At 64.1% G+C, this 21,502-nt stretch carries 19 protein-coding genes; 14 read left to right on the plus strand and 5 right to left on the minus strand.

Annotation, left to right across the window (positions count from 1 at the left end; translation table 11 throughout):
* Positions 1 to 50: 50 nt before the first annotated feature.
* The 4 genes from AB7Z56_RS10770 (at position 51) to AB7Z56_RS10785 (ending at position 6,713) form a co-directional block, all read left to right on the plus strand.
* Positions 51 to 1,808 carry a type I secretion system permease/ATPase gene (locus AB7Z56_RS10770; protein WP_063981733.1) on the plus strand — a complete coding sequence of 586 codons (1,758 nt, stop codon included), beginning with the start codon at positions 51 to 53 and terminating at the stop codon, positions 1,806 to 1,808.
* On the plus strand, positions 1,805 to 4,369 hold the full coding sequence (locus tag AB7Z56_RS10775; RefSeq protein ID WP_063981734.1) for a calcium-binding protein: 2,565 nt from the start codon (positions 1,805 to 1,807) through the stop codon (positions 4,367 to 4,369). Before AB7Z56_RS10770 ends, AB7Z56_RS10775 begins: the two co-directional genes overlap by 4 nt.
* A 9-nt stretch (positions 4,370 to 4,378) precedes the next feature.
* Positions 4,379 to 5,734, plus strand: a complete 1,356-nt coding sequence (locus tag AB7Z56_RS10780; RefSeq protein ID WP_063981735.1) for an HlyD family type I secretion periplasmic adaptor subunit — start codon at positions 4,379 to 4,381, stop codon at positions 5,732 to 5,734.
* Between the two features lie 316 nt (positions 5,735 to 6,050).
* Positions 6,051 to 6,713: a LuxR C-terminal-related transcriptional regulator gene (locus tag AB7Z56_RS10785; protein WP_063981736.1), complete on the plus strand. Its 663-nt coding sequence runs from the start codon at positions 6,051 to 6,053 to the stop codon at positions 6,711 to 6,713.
* Between the two features lie 85 nt (positions 6,714 to 6,798).
* Here AB7Z56_RS10785 and AB7Z56_RS10790 read toward each other — a convergent pair whose 3' ends face one another.
* From AB7Z56_RS10790 to AB7Z56_RS10805, 4 genes are all read right to left on the minus strand, one after another.
* Positions 6,799 to 7,164, minus strand: a complete 366-nt coding sequence (locus AB7Z56_RS10790; protein WP_063981737.1) for a hypothetical protein — start codon at positions 7,162 to 7,164, stop codon at positions 6,799 to 6,801.
* Between the two features lie 257 nt (positions 7,165 to 7,421).
* Positions 7,422 to 7,826 (minus strand): baeRF12 domain-containing protein, encoded by a 405-nt coding sequence (locus AB7Z56_RS10795; RefSeq protein WP_063981738.1) that lies wholly within the window; start codon positions 7,824 to 7,826, stop codon positions 7,422 to 7,424.
* A 665-nt stretch (positions 7,827 to 8,491) separates the two neighbouring features.
* Positions 8,492 to 8,905, minus strand: a complete 414-nt coding sequence (locus AB7Z56_RS10800; protein ID WP_063986168.1) for a cupin domain-containing protein — start codon at positions 8,903 to 8,905, stop codon at positions 8,492 to 8,494.
* A gap of 105 nt (positions 8,906 to 9,010) precedes the next feature.
* On the minus strand, positions 9,011 to 9,445 hold the full coding sequence (locus tag AB7Z56_RS10805; protein WP_245328573.1) for a DUF1003 domain-containing protein: 435 nt from the start codon (positions 9,443 to 9,445) through the stop codon (positions 9,011 to 9,013).
* Here AB7Z56_RS10805 and AB7Z56_RS10810 point away from each other — a divergent pair.
* From AB7Z56_RS10810 to AB7Z56_RS10840, 7 genes are all read left to right on the plus strand, one after another.
* Positions 9,420 to 10,445: an ATP-binding protein gene (locus AB7Z56_RS10810; protein ID WP_245328574.1), complete on the plus strand. Its 1,026-nt coding sequence runs from the start codon at positions 9,420 to 9,422 to the stop codon at positions 10,443 to 10,445. The genes AB7Z56_RS10805 and AB7Z56_RS10810 overlap by 26 nt on opposite strands.
* A gap of 156 nt (positions 10,446 to 10,601) precedes the next feature.
* Entirely contained in the window at positions 10,602 to 11,288 is a 687-nt protein-coding gene (locus AB7Z56_RS10815; RefSeq protein WP_063981740.1) for an antibiotic biosynthesis monooxygenase family protein, read from the plus strand.
* 419 nt (positions 11,289 to 11,707) lie between these two features.
* Positions 11,708 to 12,643 (plus strand): LysR family transcriptional regulator, encoded by a 936-nt coding sequence (locus AB7Z56_RS10820; RefSeq protein WP_063981741.1) that lies wholly within the window; start codon positions 11,708 to 11,710, stop codon positions 12,641 to 12,643.
* On the plus strand, positions 12,640 to 13,377 hold the full coding sequence (locus AB7Z56_RS10825) for a peroxiredoxin-like family protein (RefSeq protein WP_063981742.1): 738 nt from the start codon (positions 12,640 to 12,642) through the stop codon (positions 13,375 to 13,377). The genes AB7Z56_RS10820 and AB7Z56_RS10825 overlap by 4 nt, the downstream gene beginning before the upstream one ends.
* A 317-nt stretch (positions 13,378 to 13,694) precedes the next feature.
* Positions 13,695 to 14,270 carry a cytochrome P460 family protein gene (locus AB7Z56_RS10830; protein ID WP_063986170.1) on the plus strand — a complete coding sequence of 192 codons (576 nt, stop codon included), beginning with the start codon at positions 13,695 to 13,697 and terminating at the stop codon, positions 14,268 to 14,270.
* Between the two features lie 38 nt (positions 14,271 to 14,308).
* Entirely contained in the window at positions 14,309 to 14,842 is a 534-nt protein-coding gene (locus tag AB7Z56_RS10835) for a DUF1993 domain-containing protein (RefSeq protein ID WP_063986171.1), read from the plus strand.
* A 64-nt stretch (positions 14,843 to 14,906) separates the two neighbouring features.
* On the plus strand, positions 14,907 to 16,247 hold the full coding sequence (locus tag AB7Z56_RS10840) for an MFS transporter (RefSeq protein ID WP_063981743.1): 1,341 nt from the start codon (positions 14,907 to 14,909) through the stop codon (positions 16,245 to 16,247).
* A gap of 220 nt (positions 16,248 to 16,467) precedes the next feature.
* Here the strand turns inward: AB7Z56_RS10840 and AB7Z56_RS10845 are convergent, their stop codons facing one another.
* Complete coding sequence (locus AB7Z56_RS10845) at positions 16,468 to 17,823, minus strand: MFS transporter (protein WP_063981744.1); 1,356 nt, start codon at positions 17,821 to 17,823, stop codon at positions 16,468 to 16,470.
* A 570-nt stretch (positions 17,824 to 18,393) separates the two neighbouring features.
* Between AB7Z56_RS10845 and AB7Z56_RS10850 the strand changes: the two genes are divergently transcribed.
* The 3 genes from AB7Z56_RS10850 (at position 18,394) to AB7Z56_RS10860 (ending at position 21,500) form a co-directional block, all read left to right on the plus strand.
* Positions 18,394 to 19,311: an NADP-dependent oxidoreductase gene (locus AB7Z56_RS10850; protein WP_063981745.1), complete on the plus strand. Its 918-nt coding sequence runs from the start codon at positions 18,394 to 18,396 to the stop codon at positions 19,309 to 19,311.
* Between the two features lie 249 nt (positions 19,312 to 19,560).
* Complete coding sequence (locus AB7Z56_RS10855; RefSeq protein ID WP_441256227.1) at positions 19,561 to 21,090, plus strand: MFS transporter; 1,530 nt, start codon at positions 19,561 to 19,563, stop codon at positions 21,088 to 21,090.
* On the plus strand, positions 21,087 to 21,500 hold the full coding sequence (locus AB7Z56_RS10860; RefSeq protein ID WP_063981746.1) for a cupin domain-containing protein: 414 nt from the start codon (positions 21,087 to 21,089) through the stop codon (positions 21,498 to 21,500). Before AB7Z56_RS10855 ends, AB7Z56_RS10860 begins: the two co-directional genes overlap by 4 nt.
* Positions 21,501 to 21,502: the final 2 nt, after the last annotated feature.

Here is a 21,502-nt window from a genome sequence, read left to right on the forward strand (position 1 = left end):
TTCCGTTCCGGCCAGATTTCTGTTCCTCGCACCTGAGGGCATCCAAACAAATGGCTAAACCGAAAGAGCTCACACCCGCGAAGCGCCGGCGCCTGGCCGAGCTGACAAGGGGCTTCCGCAGCATCGTCCTGTTTCTGTTCGTGGTCTCCGGCATGATCAACGTGCTGGCGCTCACCGGCTCCGTCTACATGATGCAGATCTACGACCGCGCGCTGACCAGCGGCAGCATCCCCACCCTGGTGATGCTCTCGGTGCTCGCGATCGGGCTCTATCTATTCCAGGGTGCCTTCGACGTCGTCCGCTCCCAGGTGCTGGTGCGGGTTGGCGCCCGGATCGACCGCAAGATCGCGCCGCTGGCGCATCGCGTCGCCATCGACATGCCGCGTTTCGGCTTCTCCACCTCCGAAGCGCTGGAGCGCGGGCGGGACGTCGACACCGTCCGTGGCTTCCTCGGCAGCCAGGGCCCCTCGGCGTTGTTCGACCTGCCCTGGATGCCGATCTATCTGGCCTTCATCTACTTCCTTCATCCGATGCTCGGCGCGTTGACCTTCGCGGGCGCGCTCGTCCTCGTCGTGCTCACCGTGGTCAGCGAAGTCATGACCCGCCGTCTCATCGTGTCCACGCGCAAGGCGGCGACGGAACGCAACGGCATCGCCGACTGCAACGCGCGCAACGCCGAGGTGCTCAAGGCGATGGGCTTCGCAGGCCGCGCCGTCGGCCGCTTCAACGAGGCCAATGCCGAGCATCTCGATCTGCAGACGAAGGCCAACGACATCACCGGCGGGTTCGCCGCGGTTTCGCGTGTGCTACGCATGGTGCTGCAGTCGGCCCTGTTGGGGCTCGGCGCCTACCTCACCATCAAGGGTGAGCTTTCGGCTGGCGCCATCATCGCGGTCTCGGTCGCCTCGGCGCGCGCGCTGGCCCCCGTCGATCTCGCGATCGGCAACTGGAAGGCCTTCATCGCCGCGCGGATGGCCTACCAACGGCTGCGCGAGACCGTCATCGCGCTCGCCTCCGCCGACGAGCCGATGCGGCTGCCCGATCCGACCGCCCGTCTCTCCGTCGAGAAGATCACCGTGGCGGTCCCCGGGACCGGACAGGTGGTGCTGAGCGAAGTCGCCTTCGAGCTCGAGGCCGGCCAGGCGCTCGGCATCATCGGCCCCAGCGCCGGCGGCAAGACCACGCTGGTGCGCGCGCTGACCGGCATCTGGCCGGCGCTGCGCGGCAGCGTGCGGCTCGACGGCGCCGACCTGACCCAGTGGCGCGAGGACGACCTCGGCAGGCACATCGGCTATCTCCCCCAGGAGGTCGCGCTGATGGACACTACCATGGAGGAGAACATCTGTCGCCTCGAGCGCCAGCCCGACTCCCGCAAGGTGATCGCGGCCGCCAAGGCGGCCGGCGTCCACGAGATGATCGTCAGGCTGCCGGAGGGCTATCGCACCAGGTTGGGGCCGCAGGGCTGCGCGCTTTCCGCAGGTCAACGCCAGCGCATCGCGCTGGCGCGCGCGCTTTACGGCAATCCCTTCATGGTGGTGATGGACGAGCCCAACTCCAATCTCGACGGCGAGGGTGAGGCGGCGCTCACCGCGGCGATCGAGGGCATCCGCGCTCGCGGCGGCGTCGCCATCGTGATCGCGCACCGCCCGAGCGCGCTGGTGGCGGTCGATCTCGTCGCCATCGTCCAGGCCGGCCGCATGGTCGCCTTCGGCAAGAAGCAGGACATCATGACTCCTGTCCTGCAGCCTTCCGCGCTAACCCCGGCCGGCACGATTCCCGTAGAAGCCCAAATGCGGAGGCCTGCATGATCAACGTCCAGGCCACCCGCAAGTCCACCGTCGAGACTGCCCCCGGCCGCGAGGACTACGAAGAGAAGCAGGATCGCAGCCGCCGCTTCGTGCCGCTGATCTTCTTGCTCATCGTCGGATCCTGCACAGCCTACCTCAAGAGCTTCCTGCCAATGAAGCTGGGGGCCAGCGAGGACCGTGAAAAGGTCCGCGGCTCGGGCGAGGAGGAGAACCTGAAGGAGGACGCGCTCGCGGCGGCCGAGGAGCCCGCGGAGGAGCAGCCTGAGCCGCCCCGGTCGTCGGGCTGGACCGAGGAGGGCAGGATCGTCGCGCACGCCGAGGAGGAGCGCGCCGTAGGCGGCGGTGCGACCGATTTCAGCGCCCAGGCGCGCACCGACAAGCCCGAGCTGAACAACAAGGGGTCCGGCGCGAGTCCGAAGGTCGCCAACGACAACCACCGGCCTCGCCAGGAGGACTCCGGCTCCGGTGGTGGCAGTGGCGGTGGCGGAGGAGGTGGCGGCGGAGGAGGTGGCGGCGGCGACAGACCGCGCGACCCGCCGGCGCCGGATCACCGCAACCGCGCGCCCCGCGTCTCCGGCGCGGTGCATCTTCCCGACGTGGTGGCCTGCCACGGTCTGGCGATATCGATGGCGGCGCTGCTGGCCGGCGCCACCGATCCGGACGGCGACAATCTGACCGTGGTCGGCATCTTCTCCTCCTCCGGCTCCCTGGTCCGCACCGAGGACGGCTGGGAATTCGACCGCGCGCCGAACATGCTCGGCGAGGTCAAGCTGACCTACGCGATCAGCGACGGCTCCCACATCGTCATGCAGACAGCCTACTTCAATGTGGTTGAGGCGCCGCCCATCGTCGGGACCGAGAGCGACGACATCCTGCTCGGCACACAGTGCGCCGAAACCATCGCGGGACTCGGCGGAGACGACAACATCGACGCCAGAGGCGGCAACGACCGGATCTCGGGTGGGGCCGGCGACGACCATATTTTGGCGGGCGCGGGCCACGACGTGGTCTATGCGGGCGACGGCAACGACACCGTGTTCGCGGGCACGGGCAACGACGTGGTGTTCGGCGGCACCGGCGACGACCGTCTGTGGGGCGACGAAGGCGACGACACCCTGCTGGGTGAGGAGGGAGACGACCACCTCGACGGCGGCGCGGGCCGCGACATTTTGCTGGCGGGAGCCGGCGACGACACCCTAGAGGGCGGTGACGGCCACGACCATCTCGACGGCGGCGAGGGCGCCGACCGGATGTCCGGCGGGAGCGGCAACGACATCATCGCCGACGGCGGCGGAAACGACGTCGCCACCGGCGGCGCGGGCAACGATATCGTAATGGCGGCCGCCGATGCCGCGGACGACGGCTTCGCCGGCGGCGCCGGCGTAGACACGCTGGACTATTCATCGGCTACGCGTTCGATCAGGGTGGATCTGGGCTCGGGTACCGCCTCCGGCACTGACATCGGCAACGACGCGATCGCGGAGTTCGAGATCGTCATCGGCGGCGCGGGCGACGATACCCTCACGGCCGCTGGATCGGCTTCGGCCTCGATCGACGGCGGCGGCGGAAACGACGTCGTGGCCGGGGGCGCCGGCGACGACACGCTGACCGGCGGGACTGGCAACGACACGATCTCGGACGGCGGCGGATCTGATACGGTCGCCGGCGAGGCCGGAAACGATCTGGTTCTCGCTGGGGCCGATGCCGCGGACGACAGCCTCGACGGCGGTGCCGGGACCGACACCCTCGACTATTCCTCGGCCATCAAGAAGATCGCCGTGAATCTCGCCTCGGGCCGAGCCTTCGGTGAGGATATCGGAGAGGACGCGATCGCAGAGTTCGAGATTGTCGTCGGCGGCGCGGGCGACGACGTCATGACGGGGAGTGCGGGAGCCGACACTCTCGCCGGCGGGGCCGGCAACGACATCATCGCCGACGGCGGCGGAGCCGACAAGGTGGACGGCGGCAGCGGCGACGACGTCGTGCTGGCGTCGGCCGACGGCACCGACGACGCCTATGATGGCAATTCGGGTCAGGACACCCTCGACTATTCGGCGACCACCGTCACCGTCACGATCGATCTGCGCAGCGGCACCGCCGTGGGACGTGAGATCGGCAAGGACCTGATCGATGGCTTCGAGGTGATCATCGCGGGCTCCGGTGACGACGTGATCATCGCCGGCAGCGGCGCGGTGGTCCTGACCGGCGGCGCCGGCGATGACTGCTTTCAGTTCCAGCGCGGTGATGACGGCGCTCAGCAGCAGGACGTGGTCAAGAAGATCACCGACTTCACAATCGGCGACAAGATCGTGGCCGCGACCTATCAGATTACGATCAAGGAAGGCTGCGACGCCGAGGAGCAAGTCGCTGACCTGTTTGAACAGATCTACCTCGACGAGAACCACGGCGGCCACAATCGCCAAGTGCGCTTCCGCTTCGAGGAACTCGCCGAGGGCAAGTACACCGCCATCGACGTCGATTACGGCAACGACGACGCAGACGGCATGACGATCGAAGTCGCCGGTCACCACCATCTGCAATTCTCGTCGATTCATTCCTGAGGTGAAGCCATGAAGCATGTCGCTGCATCTGAATTCGCCCGCTTGGAGCATCCGGCTATCGACGCGCCCCGCGAACGGCCGTTGCGGCTGTGGCCGCGCATCGTCGCCGGCCTCGTGCTGAGCGCGCTACTGGTCGCCGGTTGCGGCGGCTGGGCCGCCTGGGCGATGTTGGAGGGCGCGGTGGTCGCCGCCGGAACGGTCAAGGTCGACCAGAACCTCAAGGAGGTGCAGCACCGCGACGGCGGCATCGTCAAGACACTGTCGGTGCGCCAGGGCGACCAGGTTCGCGAAGGCCAGGTGCTGGCGACCCTCGATGACGTCCAGATCAAGGCCGAGCATCTGATCGTGCGCGCGCAGCTGGTCGAGGCGCTCGGGCGCCGCGCCCGCCTGGTGGCCGAACGCGACAACCTGACGTCCGTCGAGTTTCCCGGCGACATGCACGCGTTATTCCCTTCGACCGCCGGATCGGTGATCCACGGCGAGGCCCGTCTGTTCGCCGGCAACAAGACCGCGCGCGACAGCCAGAAGGAACAGCTCGAGCTCAGCATCGCCCAAACCGGCGAGGAGATCAGGGGCATGGCGGCCCGCCTCGCCGCCAAGGAGGAGGAAGGTAAGCTCGTCGGTGCCGAGCGCGAGAAGCTGCAGTCGCTCTTCGAGCGCAAGATCGTCGAGTACCAGCGCGTTTATACCTCCCAGCGCGACTACGCCCGCATCATGGGCGAGCAGGGCGAGATCCAGGCGAGCATCGCGCGCGCCAAGGTGAGGACCAGCGAGATCCGCGTGCAGATCATCGCCGTGGACCAGAACGCCTCGACCGAGGCCCAGAAGGACCTGCGCACAGTGGAGGCGCGCATCGCCGAGCTTCAGGAGCGCAAGCTCGCCGTCGAGGACCGGCTGTCGCGCACCGAGATACGTTCCCCGGCGTCCGGCTACATCAACGAACTGTTTGCCTACACGGTGGGCGGCGTCATCACCCCGGCGGCCAAGATCGCCACCGTGGTGCCGGAGAACGCCGACCTCAAGTTCGAGATTCGCATCTCGCCGGCCGACATCGACCAGGTGAGGGTTGGACAGCCGGCGCGCATCCGCCTCTCCGCCTTCAACCGCGCCACCACGCCGGAGCTGAAGGGCAAGGTCGCGATGGTGTCGCCAGCCTCGGCCCGGGATCCGTCCAACGGCCAGGAGCACTACATCGCCCACGTCCGCCTGCTTCCGGCCGAGGCGGACCTGATCCAGCACAAGGGACTGAAGCTCGTTCCCGGCATGCCGGCGGAGGTCTTCGTCTCGACCCAGGAGCGCACCGCGGCCTCCTATCTGGCCAAGCCCGTCATCGACCAGATGACACGCGCCTTTCGGGAGCGCTGAGGCATGACGAATTTCCCCGCCGACACACCGAGGAAGGCATCGACGCCGAGGTGGCCGCCGGGGTTCCTTACGTTAACCTTTCAGCGAAGGGGAGCGTCGGGAGCCGCGAACCGGCGACATTCGGCGGGGGTTCGGAGGCCTTCCGGCCCAGCACCGCAGCCCGGGCATCTTGCCACACCTCCGGAATATCCAAGGACGGATTCCACGAATTGGTATTTTCTTTCGGGCTCGGGGATTTTTCTTTCCTCGTGAATGCCTTGGAACCGTCGTTCTCCACCGGCGGAAGTTTTAATGATGGCTCTTTTGGGTGGGTTTGATGAGCGATATTACGATCGCGATTGTCGAGGACCAGCCTTTGATGATGACGGCCCTCACGACCTTTCTTTCGGCGTCGACCGATTTCAAGATCGTCGCCTTCGGCGTCACCGCCGCCGACATGATCCGGCTGGCCCGTTTCCATGTCCCCAGGCTGATGATTCTGAGCCCCTCCGTCCCCGACGAGACCTACGACGCCATCCGCACGATCCGCAACGTCCTGCCTGCGATCAAGATCGTCGCCTACACCTCCCAGCACGGCGTCGACCATGCCGTCCGGGCGCTCGACGCCGGCGCTCACGGCTACGTCCTCAAGCGCTCCTCGGCCGACGAGTTGATGGCCGCCGTCCGGGCCGTGCTGAAGGATGAGACCTATATTACCCAGGGCTTTGCGGTCCGGGTGATCGACGCGCTCCGCAACACCGACGTCCGCCACCGCGTCGCCGAGGCCATCAAGCTCAGTCAGCGCGAGGGGCAGATTGTCCGGCTGCTGCTGCGTGGCATGACGAACAAGGAAATCGCCGCGACGCTTCGCATCACCGAGAAGACGGTCAAGCACTACATGACCGAGCTGATGCAGAAGATGCAAGCCAGGAACAGGGTCGAGGTCATCATCGCCGCCCAGAGGATGTCCGAGTACCGACTCCAGTCGCTCGACGCCTGAAACAGGAAAAGGATTCGCGCTGCCCGCTCCGGCCGGTTTAGTCCTTCGCCCGAATCCTGTTCGTATCGCTCCCGGCAGCGGACACCTACCCTGCAGCGTCGGAACCGGAAATTCCGGGCCGAAGAAGGCGATATGCGCCGACAAGACCGAGCCCGATCGGAGATCCCGTTTTTCGTCTGGAAAACGGGATCTCTCTCTCGTATCGATCAAACTGCAGAAGTCTCGTTTGCTGGAGAAATAACGCGTTCGGTCCTGGTCGGGTTGCTATCCCGACGTTGCTGAACTGGCTGCCCGTTCGGGTGTAGATGCCCGTACCGGCGTTGAGCTTGATCGAATTCTGACGATCGATCGGCAGCGCGACAGTAAAACCCGTACGCATGGTCTCTTGTTCGTTGTCGCCCTTCTTGCCGTCTACGGTGGTGCGGAGGCTTCTGAAATAGGTGCCATCCAATGAAATCCATGCGCCGGAGAGTGAAACCCCAGCGCAGGAGCTAGGCCAAGGAAACCGTAAACTCGGAATGCCGTCTGGGGGAGCGTAGGTAGCGGTCTCCCGCTAACAATTCCCCCGAGGGGGATCCGAGCCTGCCATGGCGGGCTCATAGCTCAATGCCAGCAGACGATCGCCCTTAACCGCGACCATCCGCAACGGCATGTAGGTTAGCCAACCGCTTAAGTCACGAAGGGCGAAGTTCGCTCGGCAGTGGCGCGTCAGGCGTCGGCGATCAGTGAGGCGATGTCCTCGAGCGGACGCCGGCTGAAGTCCTTCGCGAGCTCCCCTAAGATCTTGTCTCTCAGGTCGCGATTGAAGTGCTTGCGCATCTCTCCCAGGATTCTGGGATCGGAGACGACGACCAAGTGTTCGATGGTTCCGTCAAGGCTGAGCTTGTTCAGGAAAGCCGCCGTCGCTGCCGCGAAGTCGTCCTCGACGAGCCGCCTCCCGTCGGGGTTGGCTGAGCCGGAACGATGCCGCGCACCCAAGCCCGAGTGGGCGGACTGAGGCGGAGCCGCCGTGATCTCGACCAAGTGGACCCCAGGTTTCACGCCTGTATTGTGGAACAGGCGGATCGTCTCGCCGTCAGCGACAGCTACTGTCGCACCGGTAGGCAGAATCATCGAAAGACCTCCCGTTCACGATCCCGCACTGACACGGCGGGCTATGTACTTGTCAGCCGGCGTGTTGCTGCGTCTCTTAAGCTCCCGGCACGGAACTCCTCAGAGCAGGGCAGTACAACGATCGCCGTAGGAAGCGGCGCGGCGCGCACGGCGATCTTGGCGGCCGAGAAGTCGGTGTGCTGGGGAACGCCTTCCCGGCCGGTCGACGATCACTCGAAGATTGAGTCCTTGGCGGTCGAAAGGAAAATCACCTCTCGCTATGGAGTCGATAGCCGACCGTTATCGGAATGACTGAAAGACGCTTGGCGCCGCGGCGGGACTACGGCGCTTCCCTCTGCGAGCACTCGCGCAAGCGGTCGCCGGAAGCCCCGCCTTTGCCGAAGCTTGTTCGAAGGCAGATGGAAGCTTCGGCCCGGATGCCTCGGTACTCGTCGCGACATTGGAAGCGCGCGCACCCTTCGCGATGTCGGGACGACCGGCGCAATGTTCCGCGGCGTTTGCCCGGCGTCGTCTCGACGCGGGTCGGCTACGTCAAGAACTTCGCCCACCGCAACCGCGCTACGCACGCGGCAGCGATGGAGATCGCGTCCGGTTCGACCAAGACGAGCTTCAGCGACCGGAAAGAGTTCTTCTGCCAGATTTCCCGCGCGCCGTGGTCCCCGCCCTTAGGGGAACGTCAGGCCGAATGCAGCCGGATCGGGCTGCTCGCCTTTCCGGGGGACCAAGAAGCGTTCCAACCCACCCGGCACGAAGCTGAGCAGCAGGGTCGCCTGGTCGCCGACCACCTCGATCGTATGCGGCACACCGCGGGGAAGAGCCGCGTAGGCGCCTGGTCCCACCTCGATACGGGCATCGCCGACCCGCGCGATTAGCTTCCCTTGCACCACGTATAGTAGCTCGTCCTCGCGCGTGTGGGTGTGTAGCGGCGGTTCTTCCCCGGCTCGCACCGTCCACAGGACAGTGCCATATTCGCCTCCGGACTGGCTGCTCTCCACCTTCATCTCGACGCTCGAGCCTCCGCTCGAGGTCACTGTCTCGCCGCCGTGCGGCACCGTGAGAACCGGCTTGTGAACTGACATTGTAACCTCCTGATTGCGCGTCGGATGAGCCCGGCACCGTGCAAGCATGGAATTCCGTGCGGCGAATTGGAAATGACGTCACGCCATGAAATCAATAGCTGCGCGTCATGATGGCGGTTCGCTTTCCGCATCGGACTCGCGTGCATCCGACGTTGACTGCTCGAGCAGCTCGGTCAGCATCCTGATGGCCTCCGTTGGCTTCAGGACTTCGCTCACGTAGCTGTTCGATCTTCTCATGCAGCAATCTGAGCTTCGCCCTACATTGATCCGGTAGTCGCTCCCTGCGGCTTTGCGATCGATATCTTGCTGCTTGTTCTGGCTTAGCATGATGATCAGCGCTGCGTTGCCGCCTGGGCGCGCGGCGTGCCGATAACGGTCGGCTATCGACTCCATGGCAAGAGGTGATTTTCCATTTTTCGGTGCTGGACCCAATCTTCGTGCCGTCGTCGCCCGCCCGCGTGTACAGGCCGAAGTTGGCGTACTGTTGGACGATCGCAGGCCAGGAGTTTCCCAGATGCTGATCAAATATTCATCCGACATTTCCTTTCCCGGCGAGGTCGAGAGCCCTCTGCCGGAGGATGTCGTCGTGCTTGCGGGCCGCGCCGGCGTCGCGCTTGGGGTGCAGCGCCCACTCGGCGTGAGAGTGCGGAGCGTCAGCGGTCACGGCAGCGGTGTGATCGCGTCCAGGCGCGTGGAGATTCCGGTCGTCGGGGGCTACGGCGAGATCTCCGGGGTCCTGTTCCGAACCGCCCCACGGTCAAGCACGCGCCGCGTGGCCTTCGCCCGCGGTTCGGAGGGGGAGAGGTCGATCGGGGACGTGGCGCAGTTCGTCGTCCACGACATCAACAACCTTCTCGCCGTGATCAGCGGCGGCCTGCGGCTGCTCGAGTGCCGGAGCGACGCCGCTTATCGAGAGGCGATCGTTGGCAAAATGCAGGAGGCGATTACGCGAGGCGTGTCGCTCAGCCGCCAGCTCCTCGATACTGCGCGACCATGCCGCAAGTCGATCGACGGCTTTGTCGCAGGCAGTCGTCTCGCAGCGATCGCGGGTACGCTTGACTGGGCGTTGCGCCCGGACATCACTGTCCGCACCGAGATCGCGCCTGACTTATGGACCTTCAATGCCGACCCGGAAGAGCTGTACTTTGCGCTCCTGAATCTCTGCCGAAACGCAGACGATGCCATGCCGGCCGGCGGCACGATCACCGTCGCGGCGCGGAATGTCGAGCCGTTTAGCGCGGACCGCGGGTTCATTGAGATTGTCGTCGCCGACGAGGGGGAGGGCATGTCTGAGGAGGTCCTGTCGCAGGCGTTCCTTCCGTACTTCACGACAAAGGCGGCTGGCGGCGGCAGCGGACTCGCGCAGGTTCGGCGCTTCGCCGAAGGGCGGAGCGGTGCGATCAGTATAGAGAGCGAGCGAGGTGGCGGCACGCTGGTCCGCCTCTGTCTCCCGCGTGTCGACGATGCGGGGGGCCGGAGCAGCTTTGTCGGTACGCGGATCACGCGCACGCCGTCATCCAAAACTCCCCGCGGTCAGTGACTACCGCGGTGTGGCGGGAAGGCCGGAGATGCGGAAAAGCGGGAACGCGCCCGCGGGGGCTTCCCATCCGGCGAATCACCGTGAATGCGACGTATGGTCGGGCCACTTCGACACCGAATCGACTACATCGCGGCACTCTAGGAACGAGATAAGACTATGTTTTCCGTGATTTTCGAAGCCCTCCCCCATAAAGGGAAGTGGGATAACTACCTCGACAACGCCAACATGCTGCGCCCCGAGCTGGAGCAGGTCGAGGGCTTCGTCGACAACATCCGCTACAAGAGCCTGACACGCGAGGGCTGGATCCTTTCGCTTTCGAACTGGCGGGACGAGAAGTCGCTCGTCCGTTGGCGCATCCGCATGCGCCATCACGAGGTCCAGCAGAAGGGCCGCGATGAAATACTCGCAGGCTACCACCTCCGCGTCGGTCAGATCACTGCCGACAATAAGGTGCCCGTGGGTTACGCCCTCAGGGAGCAGCGGCTCGATGAGACCGAAGTCGGGGAGGGGCTGACAGTCACGCTGATCAACGCGACGCGCCCCGCGGAGTGGAAGCAGACCGACAATCCGTACGACTGCGCGGAGTGGCTCGGACTGAACCCTTGGGCCGCCGACTTCACGTCCTGGGACATCTTCGAAGCAGTGCTCACGCCTGGCGACCTGATTCTGCTCATGTCCTGGAAGGACGCCGCCGCAGCGCAGGCTTACGAGGACGCTTCCGCGCCGGATGACAAGGCAAGGGTTCGTAGAGTGCGGATCGTGCGCGACTACGGGAAATACGACCGTCGCGAGGCACCTCAATACTTCGAAGATGCCAAGGGCGGCGAGACCCTCCATGCCTGACGCCGCTCCGTCGGGAAGGGCCATGCTGCCACGAGAGTTCGACTCTGGGTTCGCTATGCCGCCCAGTCTCGCGTTTAGCCAGGCTTGGTAAGAAACAGACGATTGGCGGTTGACGAATTATCGTTGAGGCTTGCTCCGCTAGCTGTCGCACGATTGATTTCTGCACTGACGAAGGTGACGAACATGGGTACGCGGCGGCGCCGCCGCCCGTTCGGTACTCGCCCATCTCGCATGCACTAACCTGGCTCTCAGAAACTCCTGAAAGCGTGTCCGTGCGTCCTAATCAATAGGCCGAGCCGTTCCAACCTGCGCAGGCAAGTCGCATCTACTTCCCATGATCGCGACGTGCCTGTCACGCCGTCGATTGCAAAGGCTTGTCTCTATCGACAGTCGCACCTTGACGGAGAACATAACAACCCATGGAGCTTCATCAGGTTCGCTACTTCCTCGCCGTCGCGTCCACGCTCAACTTCACCCGCGCGGCCGAGCAGTGCAATGTCACGCAGCCCGCGTTGACCAAGGGGGTGCAGAAGCTCGAGCAGGAACTCGGCGGCCAGTTGATCTACCGCGAACGCCAGCTCACCCAACTCACCGATCTTGGAAAGGAGGTCCTTCCGATGCTCGAGCGCACACTGGCCTCGGCAGAGGCGGTGCGTCGCCGAGCCCAGGAGTTCCAACGCAAGGACGTTGCGCCACTGAAGATCGGCCTTGCCCCCTCCATCTCGGCGTCGCTCGTCCTCGATCCGATCGCGGAGATCGCAAAGTTCGTTCCTGGACTTCACGTCGAGCTGCGCGAGGGCGCGGCGAAGAAGCTCGTCGACCTCTTGCTTGAGGGTGAGATCAACGTCGCAATGGTTGGGGACGTGCAGGATGTGCCCGCCCGCATCGATGACTGGTCGCTGTTCGAGGAGCGCTACGTTGTGGTTCTCGCGCCGACGCACCGGCTCGCAAATCGTCCCTCGATCGGCATCGACGACCTCCGCGAGACCATCTTGCTCGAACGCGCCGACTGCGACGTGGCCCCGAAGATCCAGAAATCGTATTTCCCCGAGAGCCCGCCCCAGCTTGGCCACTGCAGCGGTCACGACCTGCACCTGCAGCACATGGCCGCGGCCGGCCTTGGCGTGATGCTCGCGCCCGAGCACATGCCGCGCCTTCCGACGCTCAAGACCATCCCGCTCGAAGGCAACCTGGTTTCACGGGAGGTACGCCTACTGGCTGTGCAAGGGCGCCGCTACTCCCCGGCGCTGGACGCATTCGTCAAGGTCGCGCGGCTTCGCGACTGGTCGGTCGAAGCCCCCGACCGGGGCGTGCCGCACGCAGCGGTCCCGGTGGTGTCGAGGGCGCCCGCATGACCACGACACGCACGCCGACGGCCAGCCGCTTCCAGCCAATCGATCCTCAGCCCGATGACTCCCAACCGATGTTAAATCAAACCAACAAGACACTCGCCCGGATTCGCACCGAGTTGTTGACGACGTTCAGCGCTGCGGATTGGGAGTCATACAACCACCTCGTGCGCTGGCTCCGAGATACAGACGTGGCATCGCACGCTCTGAAGGTTGGAGATGACGCGCCGAGCTTCCTCCTGCCGGACGCTGATGGCCGTCTCCACTCCTCCGAACGGCTGCGCCGCAAAGGACCCCTCGTCCTGAGTTTCTTCCGAGGCGGCTGGTGTCCTTTCTGCACCGCTGAGCTTTGCGCCCTGCAGGCTGCAAAGGATGAGTTCGAGAGCATCGGTGCGACCCTCGCAGTGGTGACACCCGAGACGAGGGACTTCCCGCGGCAGCTCAAGCGGAGCCTAGGCTTGGACCTGAAGGTGCTCTCCGACGTCGACTATGGCGTTGCCATGTCGTATGGCGTGCTGTTCCGGGTGCCCGACGAGACCAAAGCGCACTATTCCGGGCTAGGATTCGACTTCGGCGCCCGGCACGGGTCACCGGAGTGGATGTTACCTATTCCCGCGACCTATGTGATTGACGCGGAAGGCCGGATCCGCAGCGCATTCGTCGAGCCGGACTTCACGATACGAGAGGAGCCGACGCAAATCCTGGCCTCGCTGCGCCAGGCCGCTTCCACGTCCGAGTGAGGGCAGTAGAAGGTGGGGAGCAATATCCGGGCAAACCTGGCGATGAGCCAGTTTGAAGTGCCCTTCGACGACCGCGCACTCGCAGTTGCCTACTACGACGTAAGACGGTCGGGTCGGCGCTCACAGCGCTCACGTACGACGATATCTTCTGCTTATCGAATACATGTCCAAAGAGAATTTCTAATTTTGTCGGCCGAGTCCGATCTTTAGGGCTGGCTAGGCCGAGCGCGCGGTTGGCCACACAGCGATTGAAGCAATGATTGAAGCCGTTTCACTGGATCAGAGTGCACAGCGCGCGAGCGGTAGAGGAGATCCCCATGAAACTATCGAGGATTATCGGCCTCGCTGTTGCCGTCTCCCTGGTCACCGGCGCCGTGGCAGCGCTCGCGCAGATCAACGGAGCGGCTCCGGCCGGCCCGACCGCGAACGTGGTAGACGGCGCTGGGCACCTGCGCGTGCCGGCGGACTACCGAACCCTCTACCAAGCGCTCGGCACCTGGGCGATTGCGGCTGAGAGCGGCCAGGGCTCGAATGAAATCCACGCCGTGTACGCATCCCCGGGGGTGATCGACGGCTACCGGAAGACGGGGCATTTTCCGGACGGCGCCGTTCTGGTGAAAGAAGTCTTCGCGACTTCGACCAACGAGATGACCACCGGCACGGTAAGCCACGCCGACAAGCTCAAGGGCTGGTTCGTCATGGTGAGAGACAGTAAGGGAACGCACCCCGGCAACCCGTTGTGGGGCGACGGGTGGGGATGGTCGTGGTTCGACGCGGACAAGCCGCTCAAAACCACCTCGACGGACTATCGTTCCGATTGCCAGGGGTGCCACCTGCCTGCCACGGCCACGGACTGGATTTATGTGAATGGATATCCCGTGCTGCGTCACTGACTGACGTTCAGAGTAAAAACGAGCGGATGGAGTTCGACGTGTCCCTCTCGGTCTATGACATCACGGTCCCTGTCATGGTGCACGGAGTGAACGTGATGGACGACTATCTCGACCACGCCCAAGCACTCGAGCGGACCAAGGGATATGAGCCTGGAAGGATCCTTGGCGAGCGGCTCGCGTCCGACATGCTGAGTTTCGGAGAGCAGATTTCTGTAAGCTGCAATAAGGTCGACGCCCACATGGCGAAGCTGATGCAGCGCGACGCGCCTGCTCCCCACAACACCCTCATGATGTACCCGGCACTGAAGGGGCGGCTCCTCGAGACGCGCGGCTTCCTGCAAAACGTGCGGCCGGACGAGATGGACAACGCGCAGTCCCGCACATACGAACTGACACCGCCTATCGTGCGCGGGTGGTTCGGTGGCGACGACTACATCCGGCACCTGGTGCTGCCCGACTTCTTCTTCCACATCGCGATTGCGCACGCGATCCTTCGGCACCTCGGAGCGAAGATCGGGAAGCGCGACTACCTCGGCAACCTCAGTCAGCAGAGCGGAGGTGACTACTCGTGAGCGGCAGGCGCGGTGCGCGACACGAGCCGAAGCCTTCAAGGTTCACGCCGGAAATTGCATACTGATGGGTGGCGTCGACGGTCTGACGGCGGCTCAGCGCCGCTGGTTAATGCTCTGCATCTTGCTTGGACTTGGTCTAAGTTCCCTCGGAAGCGCGATCGTGAATATCGCCTTGCCAAACATCTCGCGTTCATTCGCAAGCAGGGACGCCGCGACCGTTTGGGTCGTGAATGCCTATCAGCTTTCGGCAACGGTCTGCTTGTTGCCCGTTGCAAGTCTGGTCGAATCACTCGGTCTGAAGCGCGTTTATACCGCCGGCCTGGCTATTTTTGTTTTCGCGTCGTTGGGTTGCGCGTTCGCTCCAACATTGCCGATGCTGGTGAGTGCGCGCCTAATTCAGGGTGCCGGGGCAGCTGGAGTTTCTGTGGCCGGCATGGCATTTGTACGCGTGATTTATCCGCATCACATGGTCAGCAAGGGCTTCGCGTTAGTCGCATTAGCAGTGGCGATACCTGGAGCATTGGGCCCCACCATCGCGGCGGCAGTACTTGCCGTGGCAAAATGGCCCTGGTTGTTCTTGGTGAATGTGCCATTCGGCCTCACTGTTCCACTATTTATTGCTGCTGCACCACCAGACGTTCGGGTTGCGCGCTCTCTCGATCTGATCGGGACCGCTCTCAATGCGCTGGCGTTCGGGCTTTTCGTCGTCGGTGTCGGCACGCTGGGTACTGGCGATGGGCGCATTGCGACGGGAGAGATCGTGGCAGGTCTCTTCTGTCTCAGTCTCTTCGTTCGACAACAGCTCCGGCACCCTATGCCAATGTTGCCATTCGATCTTTTCCGTATACCTCTGTTTACCCTATCGGTGTGGACATCCGTCTGCTCCTATGCCGCACAAATTCTGGCTTACGTCTCCTTGCCGTTTCTATTTGAGACGAGGATGCATCTTTCGGCCGTGGAAACAGGTCTTCTTCTGACAACCTGGCCGTTCATGACTGCAGTCACGGCCCCAATTGCCGGCCGCTTGACGATCCGCCACCCCGCTTCGGTGATCTGCAGCATTGGTTTGGCGTTGTTGGCGGTCGGTTTGCTCCTGATGATCTTCTTGCCGACATCTCCGGCGAGATGGGATGTCGTATGGCGACTGGCTCTTTGCGGTATCGGCTTTGGTCTTTTTCAGACCCCGAACAACACGGCGATGATGACGGTTGGACCCGTAGGGCGCAGCGGGGCCGCAAGTGGGATGAATGCCTCGGCTCGCTACGTCGGATGGTCACTTGGTTCCGCGTTGGTCTCGCTGATCTTCGGCTTGGGCGGAGACCAAGGCGCCGTCTTCTGTCTGGTCGCCGGAATGGCCTTCGCTCTGACGGGAGTCGCTACCAGCAGCGCTCGTCGGTTCAGATAGCGTCCAAATGCGGGACGCAGCACCTCGTCGGAGGTCGTCCGGCGATATCTGCGCCATGTGCTCGCTGCTGCAGACAAACGTGGCTTGCGACAAGTCGCCGCAAAGCTCGTGGCTCGAGATCAACGATCAGCCATGACGCTCCGCTGAACACGGCTTCCGGTAAGTTCAGGGTGTCTGCCAGATTTAGTGAAGTATCGAATTCGGTTGAATTCCGTGCTTTCTAAGTTGCGTCCGCTTTCGCCATGACCGGTGTCAGGGTCATCGAGGCCGCAAAGGCGCCGCCGATCGAGGTCGCGGCGGCTATGGCGAGGCCGACTTCGTAGCCGGACGAGAAAGACGCGACGCCGGCGGCAAGTGCCACCCCGGCGAGCTGCGCAATCCGGCTCGCCGCATTGTTGATGCCGGAGGCGAGTCCTTCGTCGGCCTGATCCACACTCGACATGACCGACGCGGTGAGCGGCGCCACGAGCACAGCGAAGGACAGGCCCAGTAGGGTCATAGGTCCGATCACGCCGAGCATCAGGGATTCTTTCTCGCCAAGCGCCATCAGGATATAGGCGAGTGCCGCACCTAGCGGTCCCGCGATGAGCATGGCCCGCGCGCCAATCTTGTCTGCCAGCCGGCCGAAGAGATTTGACAAGAGCCCCACGCCAAGCGTGAAGGGTAGGAATGCGAGCCCAGCGTCGGTCGACGACAGGGCGCGGCGATCGATGAGCTCAAAGGGGAGCAGAAAGAACATGATCGAAACCCCCGCGTAGACCATCAGGGTGACAACGTTCAGCCCGAGGAAGGCGCGGTTCTCCGCCAAGCGAGGTGGCGTCATCGGGTGTTCGCTTCCGCGCTCCCAGAGCGCGTAGAAGGCGAGCCCGATAATGCCAAGCCCGGTGACAATCACGAGCACTGTGCCCGACGGGGCTGAAGCGTCCGCGGCGGCCTGAACTTCACCGCGGCCGATTTGGCTAAGCGCCCAGGCAAGCGCCCCGATCGCCGAAGCGAGGATCGCGGCGCCAATCACGTCGAATCCGCGCTGAATGCGACCATCCTTCGGCGCAAAGACCAGCAGAACTCCCACTGCCACGAGCGCGAGCGGCGGGTTGATCCAGAACACGGATGGCCAGCCAAAGGTCTCGGTGAGCCAGCCGCCCAGGACAGGACCTCCGGCGGTGGTGAGAGCCGACGCTGCGGCCCATACGCCGATCGCTCGGTTCCGCTCCGCGCGCGGATAGGTGGCCCCGATCAGGGCGAGGCTGGCGGGGGTAACGATCGCTGCGGCTACCCCCTGCGCGACGCGGGCAGCGATCAGCCAGGCGGGCGAAGGCGCCATCGCGCAAGCCGCGGATGTCAGACCGAACAGCACGCAACCGAACCAGAGCATGCGCGCCTTGCCATAAACATCCGCGAGGGCGCCGCCGATCAATGTCAGCGAGGCGAGCGCCAGCATATACCCGTTGAGAACCCATTGAACCGAGGCAAGGTCCGCCGCCAAATCTGAGCGCAATCTCGGTAACGCAACTGGCAACGCTGTCGCATCGATGAACGCCATCGAGGACGCGAGCACACAGGCCGCGAGTACCATGCGCCGGCACCGAGGCGGCGCTTCCCGACCGAGCTCTCGCGGGCAAGGTTCTGCGTCGATAACGCCGCGGCTGCATCCCTCTACAAACGGCTGCGCCTCGTTGCGACACGCTCGCCGTCTCTGGTTCGCAGGATTGGTCATTCGAGTCTTATTTCGGGTTGAAAGTGGTTCCGACAGCCGTCTCATACGGTGGCGGTCGGACCCCGGTGAAGGAAATTATCTCTCGCCATAAAATCGATAGATAATCGTTATTGCCTTGCCGCGCGGCGGCATGCCGTCGCGGCGTTCGCAACTTGCCTTGATTTACCAATGGCAGAGAAGACCGTCGCACCACTATTCCCCGCTGCAATGGAAACCATACATGCCGGCTATTGGAGAATGTTACTCCGCGCTGCCATCAATGGGTACCGCTCGCGGATTTTGTCGAGGGCTGGACAACTGAGATCGTGGAGGCGCCGTCCCATCTTCGCTTTCGGAACTACCTCATGGTCGCTGGCAAGCGATGCCGAACCGGCTTTTGTCGCTGGAACGTATCCAGCAAAGGAGCAAATAACTGAGGAGACAACTCACATGAAGGCAATCGCCGTAACGGACCAGGCCGCGGGAACGGCCGGGATGAAGCTGGTGGAGCGGCCCGAACCGCGGCCAGCGATAAACGACATCGTCGTTCAAGTTCATGCATCGGGCTTCACTTGGGATGAGCTGACGTGGCCCCCGATGTGGACCGATCGCCTCGATCGTGACCGAACACCGTCGATCCCTGGGCACGAGCTGGCCGGAGTCGTCACCGCTCTCGGTTATGGCACGACGGGATTGTCAGTGGGACAGCGGGTGTTCGGCCTGACGGACTGGTATCGCGACGGCACCTTGGCGGAGTATGTGGCCGTCGAGGCACGCAACCTTGCGCCGCTGCCGGGCGACGTCGACTTCACGGTGGGCGCGAGCCTGCCGATGCCGGGTCTGACTGCGTGGCAAGGACTGTTCGTGCACGGCCACCTTCAGTCGGGGCAGACCGTCCTTGCGCACGGTGCGGCTGGCGTCGTCGGTTCGATGGTGACGCAACTCGCACGTGAGGCCGGCGCCTACGTCATCGGCACCGGACGCGTTGCCGACCGTCAGGCGGTGCTCGACTTCGGCGCGAATGAGTTCGTCGACCTCGAGAACGACGCTCTGAAAGATGTCGGTGGCGTCGATCTGGTTTTCGATATCTTCGGCGGCGACATCGCGAAGCGGTCCGCAAGCCTGATTCGAGCGGGAGGAGCGCTGGTGACCATCGCCGGGCCGACCGAGGCGCGGCCCGCCGACGGCTTGGCGATCGACTTCGTTGTCGAGTCCGATCGCGCCCAACTGGGTGAGATCGTCCAGCGTCTGCGGGACGGACGACTGCGGACGAACATCGGCACCGTCTCGACCCTCGATGACGCCATCGCCGCCTTCAATCGGACCGAGCGACGCAAGGGGAAGACAATCGTTCGCGTTCGCCCGTGAGAACTTGGGGCGGAGAACGGTTCCGCGCTCCTCGTCAGCACGGCACGCATCCACGTTTAGGCGTCGTTCGGCCGTGGCCTCCGGCGGCGCGGCGCGGGCAGGAGGCGACGGCGGTTCATGGCAAGCCTGCTTGAGGTTGAATTGATGTTGCGAAAAGTGATCCGCGAACGGACACGGCAGTTCGGCTTCGGCTGCCGGCCAATGAGCCCGCGCGCCGCGAAGCGCGCCACCTGACATGACGGCCAGGTCGTGAGCAGCGCGTCCCTGACCCTGACCGATCGCGGCCTGGCGCTCTCCGAGCCTAAGGCCGTCGGAGCGCAGGGCAGCACCAAGGTGCTCGCCGCGTCGAGCCTGGGCAGCTGCCTCGTGTTCGTCAGCGGCGCCGTCGTCACGGTCGCGCTCGCGGCGATTGGCCGAGACATGCGCCTGTCGCCGCTTGACCTGCAGTGGGTCATGGACGCCGAGCTCCTTCCGCTCGCGGCCCTGACCTTGGTAGGCGGCGCTCTGGGTGATCGGTTCGGACAGAAGCGGATATTCCTCGCGGGGATCGCTCTCTATGGCCTGGGCGCGGCCGTAATTGCTTTCGCGCCGAGCTTCGCGCTGCTCATCGGCGGCCGCTTCCTGCAAGGTTTGGGCGAAGCTGTGATCCTGCCCAACGGCCTTTCCGTGCTCGGGCGGGCCTTTCCCGCCGACAAGAAAGCCCGTGCGATCGGCATCTGGTCCGCCGCCGCAGCGGTCGCCAGTGGCGTCGCGCCCGCGATCGCGGGCGCGATCATTGATCACGGATCCTGGCGGACGGCCTTTCTGATGCTCCTGCCCATCGTCGCCGGCGCGTTGGCCTTCGGCACGGCGTGGATACCCAAGGACTCCTCGCCCAGCTACGTCCGGATCGACGTCTATGGCGCGGTCCTTTCGACAGTCGGGCTCGGCTCGTTGGGCGCGGGGCTGACGAGCCTGACCAACGGTGCCGGTCCGACCCTTTGGCTGCTCATCACTCTGATCGTCGGTCTGGGCGGCTTAGCCGGCCTTATCGTCACACAGCGGCGGCTAGGCGAGAATGCCATGCTGCCCCCGTCGCTCTTCGCCTCGCGGTCGATCGTCGGCGCGAACCTGTTCACCGCACTCCTCTACGGTCCGTTCACGGTCATGCTAACCTTGATCCCGTTCGTGATGATCCGAGGCGCGCACCTGCCGACGCTGGTGGCGGGCCTAGCCTTCCTTCCTCTGCAAGTGCTGATTACGGTGGTCTCGCCGCTCGCCGGTATGCTCTGCCGCGTGTCCGGCAGGCGCCTGCCATTGTTCGCCGGCAGCGCCGTCGTCGCCTTGGGTTGCATCATGGCGCTCCGTATCGGTCCGAACGCAACCTATTGGGCGGACATCTTCCCCAGCATCCTGTTGTTGGCGCTTGGCATGAGCCTGGCGATCGCGCCGTTGACGACGCTCGTCCTCACCTCCGTCGAGTCCGATCGAGTCGGAACCGTGTCTGGTGTCAACAGCGCAGTCTCACGCGCCGGGTCGCTGTTCGCTATCGCATTGCTCGGCGGTGTGCTGCAGCAAGGCGGTCATCATCTGTTTTGGGGATTCCACATGGCGATGGTTGTCGCCGCCGTCGCCTGCGTTCTCGCCACGCTCGCGGTGTTCATCATCGAGCCGGGGGCCCCACGTCGACTTCATCCCGCGAGACTGACCGTTCGGTGTCGGCAATCAGCAGGCCGGCAAGGTCGAGAGGGAACAATGAAGAACGAATACCAAGCTCTAGGCAGAAGGAGAAACTCATGAAGATCCGGACCATTGTCGCTGTCACCTGCGCCGCCTTCTCGATAGCCGGCCCGATCCGCGCCCATGATCGCGAAGCGGAAACCGTCGCGAAGAAACTCGAGGCGGCCATTCCCAATGTCCCTGGCAAGTCGCTGCTCGCCCTGGAGGTCGATTACGCGCCGGGCGCGGCATCCCCGCCCCATACCCACGCGAAGTCGGCTTTCATCTACGCTTATGTCATCTCGGGCGCGATCGAGTCGAAGGTGAACGACGGCGAGAAGCGCATTTATCGGGCAGGCGAAGGCTGGTCGGAGCCGCCGGGTGCAACCCATTCGATCAGCCGCAACGCGAGCAAGACGAAGCCGGCGAAGCTGCTCGCTGTTTTTGTCCTCGACACCAATGACAACCCTCTGACGACACCCCTCAAGTAACG

It is taken from the genome of Bradyrhizobium sp. 482_C4_N1_8, assembly GCF_052075965.1.
GTDB lineage: Bacteria > Pseudomonadota > Alphaproteobacteria > Rhizobiales > Xanthobacteraceae > Bradyrhizobium > Bradyrhizobium barranii.